Origin of the sequence: Streptomyces sp. NPDC006393 (assembly GCF_040628575.1) — a bacterium.
Classification (GTDB): domain Bacteria; phylum Actinomycetota; class Actinomycetes; order Streptomycetales; family Streptomycetaceae; genus Streptomyces.
The window spans coordinates 1-9512 of the sequence record NZ_JBEXZD010000179.1 but is presented as its reverse complement, the minus strand read 5'-3'; the positions used below and the strand labels follow the sequence as shown (position 1 = coordinate 9512).

10 protein-coding genes are annotated in these 9512 nt (G+C 70.7%); 3 read left to right on the top strand and 7 right to left on the bottom strand.

Features of this window, described 5'->3' with window-relative positions; translation table 11 throughout:
* On the top strand, positions 1 to 287 hold a 287-nt coding region (locus tag ABZ484_RS37560), incomplete at its 5' end, for an AI-2E family transporter (protein ID WP_358870441.1).
* Between the two features lie 42 nt (positions 288 to 329).
* On the opposite strand, the gene ABZ484_RS37555 is transcribed toward ABZ484_RS37560, so the two are convergent.
* Together ABZ484_RS37555 and ABZ484_RS37550 are read right to left on the bottom strand one after the other, a co-directional pair.
* On the bottom strand, positions 330 to 863 hold the full coding sequence (locus ABZ484_RS37555; RefSeq protein ID WP_358870440.1) for an alkyl hydroperoxide reductase: 534 nt from the start codon (positions 861 to 863) through the stop codon (positions 330 to 332).
* A 3-nt stretch (positions 864 to 866) separates the two neighbouring features.
* The gene (locus tag ABZ484_RS37550; RefSeq protein ID WP_030184284.1) at positions 867 to 1418 is read right to left on the bottom strand and encodes a peroxiredoxin; all 552 of its coding nucleotides are present in this window, start codon (positions 1416 to 1418) and stop codon (positions 867 to 869) included.
* Between the two features lie 134 nt (positions 1419 to 1552).
* Here ABZ484_RS37550 and ABZ484_RS37545 point away from each other — a divergent pair, with 134 nt between their 5' ends.
* Positions 1553 to 2515, top strand: coding sequence for a LysR substrate-binding domain-containing protein (locus ABZ484_RS37545; protein WP_358870439.1), 963 nt, complete (start codon positions 1553 to 1555; stop codon positions 2513 to 2515).
* Positions 2516 to 2582: 67 nt separating this feature from the next.
* Here the strand turns inward: ABZ484_RS37545 and ABZ484_RS37540 are convergent, their stop codons facing one another.
* The 5 genes from ABZ484_RS37540 to ABZ484_RS37520 all read right to left on the bottom strand — a co-directional run bounded on the left by ABZ484_RS37540 (position 2583) and on the right by ABZ484_RS37520 (position 7459).
* On the bottom strand, positions 2583 to 4925 hold the full coding sequence (locus ABZ484_RS37540; RefSeq protein WP_358870438.1) for an FtsX-like permease family protein: 2343 nt from the start codon (positions 4923 to 4925) through the stop codon (positions 2583 to 2585).
* Complete coding sequence (locus ABZ484_RS37535) at positions 4922 to 5611, bottom strand: ABC transporter ATP-binding protein (RefSeq protein ID WP_358870437.1); 690 nt, start codon at positions 5609 to 5611, stop codon at positions 4922 to 4924. Before ABZ484_RS37535 ends, ABZ484_RS37540 begins: the two co-directional genes overlap by 4 nt.
* The gene (locus tag ABZ484_RS37530; protein ID WP_358870436.1) at positions 5608 to 6132 is read right to left on the bottom strand and encodes a PadR family transcriptional regulator; all 525 of its coding nucleotides are present in this window, start codon (positions 6130 to 6132) and stop codon (positions 5608 to 5610) included. Before ABZ484_RS37530 ends, ABZ484_RS37535 begins: the two co-directional genes overlap by 4 nt.
* A gap of 116 nt (positions 6133 to 6248) precedes the next feature.
* A complete protein-coding gene (locus tag ABZ484_RS37525; RefSeq protein ID WP_358870435.1) occupies positions 6249 to 6512 on the bottom strand; it encodes a hypothetical protein in 264 nt (87 codons plus the stop codon).
* Positions 6509 to 7459, bottom strand: a complete 951-nt coding sequence (locus ABZ484_RS37520; protein ID WP_358870434.1) for an SPFH domain-containing protein — start codon at positions 7457 to 7459, stop codon at positions 6509 to 6511. Before ABZ484_RS37520 ends, ABZ484_RS37525 begins: the two co-directional genes overlap by 4 nt.
* A 257-nt stretch (positions 7460 to 7716) precedes the next feature.
* On the opposite strand from ABZ484_RS37520, the gene ABZ484_RS37515 reads away from it, so the two are divergent.
* Positions 7717 to 9512, top strand: a 1796-nt coding sequence (locus ABZ484_RS37515) for a transglycosylase domain-containing protein (protein ID WP_358870433.1), incomplete at its 3' end; no start/stop codon positions are given.

Below are 9512 nucleotides of genomic sequence, written 5' to 3'. Positions count from 1 at the left end.
TGCTCCAGCCGTTCATCCTGGGCCGGGCGGTCCGGGTCCATCCGCTGGCGGTGGTCCTGTCCGTCGCCGCGGGCGGCATGATCGCGGGGATCGGCGGTGCGGTGGTGGCGGTGCCGCTGGTCGCGGTCACCAACACGGTGGTCGGGTATCTGCGCGCGTACTCCCACGAACAGGCCCTGCGCCACTCGCCCCGGCCGCACGGCGCGACCCCCTCGTCCGACGTCGTGGCGCGGCAGGCGGACACACGCACGGAGCAACGGCCGGAGCCCCGCTCACCGCAGGGGTGAACGGGGCTCCGGACAGCGATGTCGCTCGGGGCGCCGGCCGTACTACTCGGCCAGCGCCGCCTCCGCGTCCAGGGTCGTCGCGACGGCCTGGACCACCGCGGCGATCTTGAAGGCCTCCTGGACGACCTCACGGTCGACGCCCGCCTTGCGCAGCACCTGCTCGTGGGAGTCCAGGCACATGCCGCAGCCGTTGATGGCCGAGACCGCGAAGGACCACAGCTCGAAGTCGACCTTGGCGACGCCCGGGTTGCCGATGACGTTCATCCGCAGGCCGGCCCGCAGGGTGCCGTACTCGTGGTCCGACAGCAGGTGCCGGGTGCGGTAGAAGACGTTGTTCATCGCCATGATCGCGGCCGCGGACTTGGCCGCGGTGTACGCCTCGGGCGTCAGGTTCGCCTTCGCCTCCGGCTCCAGCTCGCGCAGGACGATCGGCGAGCGCGCGGCGATCGCCGTGGCCAGCACCGTGCCCCACAGCTGCTGCGCGGGCAGGTCGCTGTTGCCGATGACCGAGCCCAGGTTGAGCTTGAGGTCCTTGGCGTAGTCGGGGAGGGCGGACTTCAGGGAGTCGAGGGACATGCCTCACTCACCGGCCAGCAGCGCGACCGGGTCGAGGGTCTCGTCGCCCTTGGTCCAGTTGCACGGGCACAGCTCGTCGGTCTGCAGGGCGTCCAGGACCCGCAGGACCTCCTTGGGGTTACGGCCGACCGAGCCCGCCGTCACCATGGAGAACTGGATCTCGTTGTTCTGGTCGACGATGAAGACGGCACGCTTGGCGAAGCCGTCCTCGTCCTCGATGCCGAGGTCGCGCATGAGCTCGTGCTTGGAGTCGGCCATCATCGGGAAGGGCAGGTCACGCAGGTCGTCGTGGTCCTTGCGCCAGGCGTGGTGGACGAACTCCGAGTCACCGGAGAAGCCGAGGATCTGGGCGTCGCGGTCGGCGAACTCCTCGTTCAGCTTGCCGAAGGCGGCGATCTCGGTCGGGCAGACGAAGGTGAAGTCCTTGGGCCACGCGAAGATCACTTTCCAACCCTGGTAGGTCTTGTGGGTGATCTTCTCGAACTCCTTGCCCTTCTCCAGCGAGACACAGGCAGTCAGTTCGAACTCGGGGAACTTGTCACCGACAGTGAGCACATGCTCTCCTTGCAGCGAGGAAGCACCGCTTTTGGCGGGGCTTCCCATGGGGTTGGACCTCGCCGATGGTGGCACACCGTCGATTGATTGCGGAAATAGCTACACTTGGTCGTGTTGATCGGAGGTGGCTATCAGTGACTGTCGGTAATGTGGGTGGGCGCCGGAGGCAGCTGCCCAGCCTCTCCCAGCTGCGCGCCTTCGCCGCGGTGGCCGAGCATCTGCACTTCCGGGACGCCGCCGCCGCGATCGGCATGAGCCAGCCGGCGCTCTCCGGCGCCGTCTCAGCGCTGGAGGAGATCCTCGGCGTCACCCTGGTGGAGCGTACGACGCGCAAGGTGCTGCTCTCGCCCGCCGGTGAGCGCCTCGCCGCGCGCAGCAAGGCGGTGCTCGACGAGGTCGGCGCCCTGCTGGAGGAGGCCGAGGCCCTCCGGGCGCCCTTCACCGGCGTCCTTCGGCTCGGCGTCATCCCGACCGTCGCGCCGTATCTGCTGCCCACGGTCCTGCGCCTGGTCCACGACCGCTACCCCGACCTGGACCTCCAGGTCCACGAGGAGCAGACCGCGAACCTGCTGGACGGGCTGGCCGGCGGGCGGCTCGACCTGCTGCTGCTCGCCGTGCCGCTGGGCGTGCCCGGGGTCACCGAACTGCCGCTGTTCGACGAGGACTTCGTGCTCGTCACCCCGCTCGACCACCGGCTCGGCGGCCGGGAGGGCATAGGGCGCGAGGCCCTGAAGGAGTTGAACCTGCTGCTCCTGGACGAGGGGCACTGCCTGCGCGACCAGGCCCTGGACATCTGCAGGGAGGCGGGGCGCGAGGACGCGCCGGTGACGACGACCGCCGCCGGGCTCTCCACACTCGTCCAGCTCGTCGCCGGCGGGCTCGGCTGCACCCTGCTGCCGCGCACCGCCCTCAAGGTCGAGACCTCCCGCAGCAACCAGCTGCTGACCGGCTCCTTCGCCGATCCCGCCCCCTCCCGCCGGATCGCCCTGGCCATGCGCGCCGGCGCGGCCCGCGCCGCCGAGTACCACGAACTGGCCGCCGCCCTGCGCGAGGAGATGCGGGCCCTGCCGGTACGGGTGCTGGGCCCCGACGTGTGAAGGGCCCCTCCCGGCAGTCCGTCTGACGGTCCGCCCGACGGGAAGGGCCCTTCCGCTCGCCTCGCCGCTACTCCGTGCGCAGCCCCTCGGGGCGCATCAGGCGCAGCAGCGGCGGCAGGCTGAGCAGGGTGACGGCGAGGACCACTCCCGCGCCGACACCGGTCATCGACAGCACGCTCGGCCAGTCCACGCTCACCGTGGCGCCCACCATCTTCAGCAGCACCACGCCCAGCGTCAGCCCCACGGCCGAGGAGAGCAGCAGGCCCAGGGCGATCGGGATCGCCGTCTGCCACAGCACCGACAGGCCCAGCGTGCGCCGCCGGGTGCCGAAGGCGACCAGCGCCGACAGCAGCTTCCTGCGCTCGCGCAGCTGCTCCAGCTGGGACACCAGCAGGCTCGCGCCGATCAGCGCCAGGACACACACGGCCCCGACGAACAGGCCGGTGCGGATGGAGGTGAACTGCGTCGACCGCTCGGTGGACGACCACAGCATCGCGTCCGCGAGCGGATCGACCGCCGCCGCCGTGTTGCGGACGTACTCGTGCGCGTCCGGCACCGAGTCGTCGACCGACAGGTACACCGCCCCGCTGAGCGTGCGGTTCACCTGGGCGTCGGCGGCGGCCGGGGTCAGCAGCAGGCCGCCGCTCGTGTCCCCGGTCGGGCCGGTGATCGTGCGGGCCCGCTTCAGATGGGCCGGCACGGTCCAGACGGTGTCCCGGCCCGCGTCCGGGCCGTTGGCCGTGTCCAGGTGGAGGACGCGGCCGGGCCGGGCGAGCTGCACCGCGTCGCCGTCGGTGTCCCTGCCGGTCGACACGAAGACGTCCCCGTCGCGGCAGGACGGCAGCCGGGCCACCTCGCGCAGGGAGGCGCAGGTGCCGACGGTCAGCTGCGTGGCGGCGTTCGGCTCCTTGCCGGTCTGCCAGGCGCGGTCCGCGAGTTCGGCGGTGCCCAGCGCGGTGACCTTCCGCACCCCCCTGGTGGTGGTGAACTTCCCGGCAGCCGGGATCATGGGCACCCCTCGCGACAGATTGACCTGCATCTGCACGCGTTCGGTGTCCTGCCCGGTGGTCTTGGTGTAGTCGCCCTGGACGCCCGCGAGCAGCATCTGCATCGCGATCGCCCCGGCCACCGCGACGGCGATGCCGTTCACCATGCGGGCCGCCGAGCCGCTGCTCAACTGGAGTCGCCGCACCGCCAGTTGCCAGGCCACACCGCCGCTGCCCAGCCGGGCCACCACCGCCTCGACGGCCCACGGCAGCAGCGCCGTCACGCCGACCAGCAGCAGCAGAACGCCGCCGATCACCAGGTATTCGTTGAAGGAGCCGTTGGTGCGGCCCTGCCCGATCATCGGGGCGAGCATCGCCAGGCCGCCCAGCGGCAGCAGCAGCCGCCACCACAGCCGGCGGCGCCTTGGCCTGGCCGTACGGACCACGCCCAGCGGCTCGATGACCACCCCGCGCAGCGCGAACAGCGTGACCAGCACCGCCGCCGCCGGAACGGCGACCGCGACCAGGGCGGCCAGCGCGGGCGTGGGGTCGAGGTAGCTCGGGAACACGCTGACGTCCATGATCTCGACCGAGCCCGCGAGCTGACGGCCCAGCAGGAAGAAGACGGTGCCGAAGACCAGTCCGACCAGCGATCCGGCGAGCGCCTCGCCCGCCGCGATCCGCCGGGTCATCCGGCTGTCGGAGCCCACCAGCCGCAGCGCGGCCAGCCTGCGGTCGCGCCGCTCGCCGCCGAACCGCACGGCCGCGGCGATGAACACGGCGACCGGCATCAGCAGCACCACGAAGACGACCAGCACCAGCAGCAGCAGGACCGGGTCCGGCGCTTCCGCCCTCGCCGGCTGCTGCGGCCCGAACTCGGTGATCCGGGCCGTCTGCCACCCGTTGATGCGCGGGGCCAGGTTCTTCGCCCCGGCGTAGTAGGCGAGTTCGTGCGAGCCGATGAGCCCGCTCTCGCCGATCGTCCCCACGACCCGGTACGGCAGCCGCTCGCGCAGCAGCCTGCCGTCACCCGAGTCCAGCAGCTCCTTCAGCGCGGGGGAGACGACCATGTCGCCCGGTGCCGGGTACCTGGTCAGGCCCGGTGCGATCGGTGCGCGCGGTCCCTCCGGCTCCACCAGCCGGCCGCGGACGTCCTTGCCGTGGTACGACGTGTCGGCGTCGCCGATCACCAGGGTGTTCGCCGCCTTCGGCCGGTGCGGGCCGTAGGTGTAGTCCTGGCGGGCCTGGTCGCGCTGGTGCCGGACGGCGAGCGCGTTCGGGATCGCGGTCGTCACCAGCAGCAGCGCCACGCCCAGCCCGACGCCCATGGCCGTCAGCAGCAGCCGGACCCATCCCTCGCGCCCGCCGGTCAAGGCGAACTTGGCCCCCATGCGCAGATCGCGGGCCCACTGGCGCGCCGTCATACGAGGCGCTCCATGTCCCGGGACCGGCCGTCCCGTACGACGATCTCGCGGTCGGAGTAGGCGGCCACCCGCGCCTCGTGGGTGACGAGCACGACGGCCGCGTTGGCGGACCGGGCGGCGTCCGTGAGCAGTTCCATCACGCGTTCGCCGTTGAGGGAGTCCAGCGCGCCGGTCGGCTCGTCGGCGAACAGCATCCGCGGGTTCGTGACCAGGGCGCGGGCGACGGCGACGCGCTGACCCTGACCGCCGGACACCTCGCCGGGCCGCTTCCTGGCGAGGTCGTCGACCTCCAGGCGCTCCATCCACGCCAGCGCGGTGCGCTCGGCCTCCTTGCGGGCCGTGCCGTTCAGCCGCAGCGGCAGGGCCACGTTCTCCACACAGGTCAGCTCGGGCACCAGCTGGCCGAACTGGAAGACGAACCCGAACTCCGAGCGCCTGAGCGCGCTGCGCTCGGCGTCGGACATGACGGTCAGCTCGCGGCCGTCGTAGGTGATCGATCCCGAGTCGGGGGTGACGATCCCGGCCAGGCAGTGCAGCAGCGTGGACTTGCCGGAGCCGGAGGGGCCCATCACGGCGACGACCTCGCCGGGGTGGATGGAGAACTCCGCGCCGTCCAGCGCGGTGGTCGGGCCGTAGGTCTTGCGCAGGTCGTCGGCGGCCAGCAGGGAGCCGGGGGGAGCGGTCACCGGGCCACCGCCTCACGGAGCCGGTCGAGGCGGGCGGCGGTCAGCTCCAGCCACCGCAGGTCCGCCTCCAGGTGGAACAGGGCGTGGTCGCAGATCAGCTGGTCCGCCAGGTCGCCCTTGCGCTTGCGGTCGGTCAGGACCCGCATGTTGCGCAGGTGCTCGGCGCGCTGCGTGTCGAGGATGTCGGCCGCGTCGCGGTGGGTGAGCAGGGCCAGGACCAGCTTGGTGTAGAGGGTCGACTGGAGATACGGCTCGGGCTTCTCCGGGGTGGCCAGCCATCGTTCGACGTCGGTGACGCCGGCCTCGGTGATGGCGTAGCGCTTGCGCTCGGGGCCGTCGCCGGCCTCGATGCCGTCGACGACGACGAGTCCGTTCTTCAGCAGCCGCGACATCGTCGAGTAGACCTGGCCGTAGTGCAGCGGCCGGTCGTGACCGAACTTCTCGTCGAAGGCCCGCTTGAGGTCGTAGCCGTGGCGGGGCCCGGACTCCAGGAGTCCCAGGAGGGTGTGACCGATGGACATGAGCAGCACTGTACATGGGGTGTATACGCATGATGTATACACCTCGTGTCTACGCGCACTCGGAGGCCGGAAGCGGGGTGCCCCACCGCAGGTGGGAGGCGATCGTCACGGTTCTGCTACGGCGCTCCGGAGGCGTCGCGCGGCGGGCGGCCCCGGCGGGGCAGGGGGCCGGCCTCGCCCGGCAGGCGGCCCGCCTCCGTCAGGGCGCGGCGCAGCAGGAACTCGATCTGGGCGTTGGCCGAACGCAGTTCGTCCGACGCCCAGCGCGCGAGCGCGTCGTACACCGACGGGTCCAGCCGCAGCAGCACCTGCTTGCGCTGCTGCGGCCGGCGGCGCCGGGGGGTCACTCCCTCGGACGGATCCGTCTCCGGCGTCGTCACTGGTAGAGCGTCCCCGTGTTGAGGACCGGCTGCGGGGCGCGGTCCCCGCACAGCACCACCATCAGGTTCGACACCATCGCCGCCTTCCGTTCCTCGTCGAGCTCCACGATGTCCTGTTCGGCGATCCGGTTCAGCGCCGCCTCGACCATGCCGACCGCTCCGTCCACGATCTGCCGCCGGGCCGCGACGACCGCGCCCGCCTGCTGGCGCTGGAGCATCGCGGAGGCGATCTCGGGAGCGTACGCGAGGTGGGTGAAGCGGGACTCGATGATCCGCACTCCGGCCGCGTCCACGCGCGCGTGCAGCTCGGCGGCGAGCTTCTCGGTGATCTCCTCGGCGTTGCCGCGCAGCGACAGACCGTTCTCGTCGTGGGCGTCGTAGGGGTACTCGATGGCGATGTGCCGTACGGCGGCCTCGGTCTGGGTGGAGACGAACTCCAGGTAGTTGTCCACCTCGAAGGAGGCCTGCGCGGTGTCCTGCACCTTCCACACCACGACGGCGGCCAGCTCGATCGGGTTGCCGTAGGCGTCGTTGACCTTCAGCACGGCGGTCTCGTGGTTGCGGACCCGGGTGGAGATCTTCTCCCGGGAGGTGAACGGGTTCACCCAGCGCAGACCGTCCTCGCGGATGGTGCCCCGGTAGCGCCCGAAGAGCTGGACGACCCGCGCCTCGCCGGGCGCGACCATGTTCAGCCCGCTCATGGCGAGCAGGGCGGCGATGCCGGTGAGGATGCCGACGGCGATCAGCGCGGCCTTGGCGCCCGTGTTCGTGACGGTCGCGCCGGAGGCGACCAGTGCCACGGCGACCAGCAGGCCGAGCAGGCCGAGCAGCAGGGCCAGACCGCCCGGGATGCTGCGTGCCGGGAACTCCCTGACCTGCGGCGCCGGCATCTCGGGGGCGTCGGGCACGGCGGTGGCGGGTGAGGTGTCGCGGGTGGGGCTGGACATGGTGGGTCCCCCGTTCTCGTACGGCGTCGTCCGTCGCGATGCATAGCAACGGCTTAGCTAAGTGATATCACTTTTCCCCGTCCTGGCAACCCTGAACCCTCCTCGGACGTCGGTTCCGTTGGAACGGGTGCTGATTGTCACGTCCGTAAAAGCCGGGATCGCGGACCCTTTGTCACAGAGAGCGGTGTTAGTTTTCTGAGCTGGCCTGGGCCACGTACGTGAGTGACAGCCGAGACGGAAGCGGAGCGGACGGACGCATGGGACGAGCGGAAGAGAGACGAGCGCGCCAGCGCGGTGGCCGCCGCGCGGCGCCCCGGCGCTCGTCCGGGACACCGGCGGTCGGTGTCGGGGGCGGCACGACGGGACCGGCTCCCGGTGGCCGCGCCGCGGCCCGGCGGGCGGCCCGGCCGGCCAAGGCCCGCAAGAGCGGTATACGCAGGCTCTTCACCTGGAAGAAGATCCTCGGCACGCTGTTCGGGCTCTGCCTGCTCGGCATCGGCACCTTCATCGTGCTCTACATGATGGTGGACATACCCAAGGGCAACGCCGTGGCGCAGCAGGAGAGCAACGTCTACAAGTACAGCGACGGCTCGGTCCTGGCGCGCAAGGGCACGGTCAACCGCGAGAGCGTGTCCCTGGACAGGGTGCCCAAGGAAGTCCAGCACTGCTTCGTCGCCGCGGAGAACAAGACCTTCTACCACGACTCCGGCGTCGACCTGAAGGGCACCGCGCGCGGCCTGTTCAACACCCTCTCGGGCAAGGGCGCCCAGGGCGGTTCGACCATCACCCAGCAGTACGTCAAGAACTACTACCTCACTCAGGACCAGACCGTCACGCGCAAGCTGAAGGAACTGGTCATCTCGCTGAAGGTGGACCAGAAGCTGTCCAAGGACGACATCCTGGCCGGCTACATCAACACCAGCTACTACGGCCGCGGCGCCTACGGCATCCAGGCCGCCGCGCAGGCCTACTACCGCGTCGACGCCTCCAAGCTCACCGTCGAGCAGGGCGCCTACCTGGCCGCCCTGCTCCAGGCGCCGAGCCAGTACGACTGGGCGGTGGCGAGCCCGACCGGCAGGAAGCTGGTGCAGGCGCGCTGGAACTACGTCCTGGACAACATGGTCGGGCAGCACTGGCTCGACGCCGGCGAGCGGCAGAACATGAAGTTCCCCTACCCCAAGGACCCCAAGGGCGCCCCTGGCCTGGAGGGCCAGAAGGGCTACCTGATCGACCTCGCCAACAAGCAGCTCGAACAGCAGCTGATGAAGGACGAGGGCATCTCCCAGTCCCAGGCGGAGGCCGAGGTCGTGGACAGGGGCTGGACCATCACCCTGAACATCGACAAGAAGAAGCAGGCCGCCCTGGAGAGCGCGGTCAAGGACCAGCTGACCAGCAAGCTGGACCCGAAGAAGCGCAAGGTCGACGCCGACGTCCAGGCCGGCGCGGTCTCCGTCGACCCGAAGACGGGGAAGGTCCTCGCCCTCTACGGCGGCCAGGACTACTTCAAGCACTTCTACAGCAACGCCACCCGCAAGGACTACCAGCCCGCCTCCACCTTCAAGCCGGTGATCCTGGCCGCCGCCCTGGACGAGGGCGCCAAGACACAGGACGGCCTGCCGATCGACGCCAACACCGTCTACGACGGCACCAGCGGCCGTCAGGCCGTGGACCACGGCACGAAGGTCGGCTTCGGCCCGCCGAACGAGGACGACGTCGATTACGGCGACATCACCGTCCAGACGGCCATGAACAAGTCCGTCAACTCCGTCTTCGCGCAGATGGGCGTGGACGTCGGCATGCCGAAGGTGATGGAGGTGGCCGGCAGGCTCGGCATGGACACCAAGGGCATGCAGGCGGTGCCCGCGCAGACGCTCGGCTCCATGGGCGCCAGCCCGCTGGAGATGGCCGGCATCTACGCCACCTTGGACAACCACGGCAAGAAGGTCACCCCGACCATCGTCGCGCACGCCGAGAACAAGACGCGTACGGCGAAGATCGACGACCCGATCGGCGACCAGGTGATCAGCCGCGAGGCCGCCGACACCGTCACCTC

Excerpts from the sequence above, each read along its gene's own strand:
- ABZ484_RS37555 (WP_358870440.1), bottom strand. The coding sequence starts at position 863 with ATGTCCCTCGACTCCCTGAAGTCCGCCCTCCCCGACTACGCCAAGGAC.
- ABZ484_RS37540 (WP_358870438.1), bottom strand. The coding sequence starts at position 4,925 with ATGACGGCGCGCCAGTGGGCCCGCGATCTGCGCATGGGGGCCAAGTTC.
- ABZ484_RS37530 (WP_358870436.1), bottom strand. The coding sequence starts at position 6,132 with ATGTCCATCGGTCACACCCTCCTGGGACTCCTGGAGTCCGGGCCCCGC.
- ABZ484_RS37520 (WP_358870434.1), bottom strand. The coding sequence starts at position 7,459 with ATGTCCAGCCCCACCCGCGACACCTCACCCGCCACCGCCGTGCCCGAC.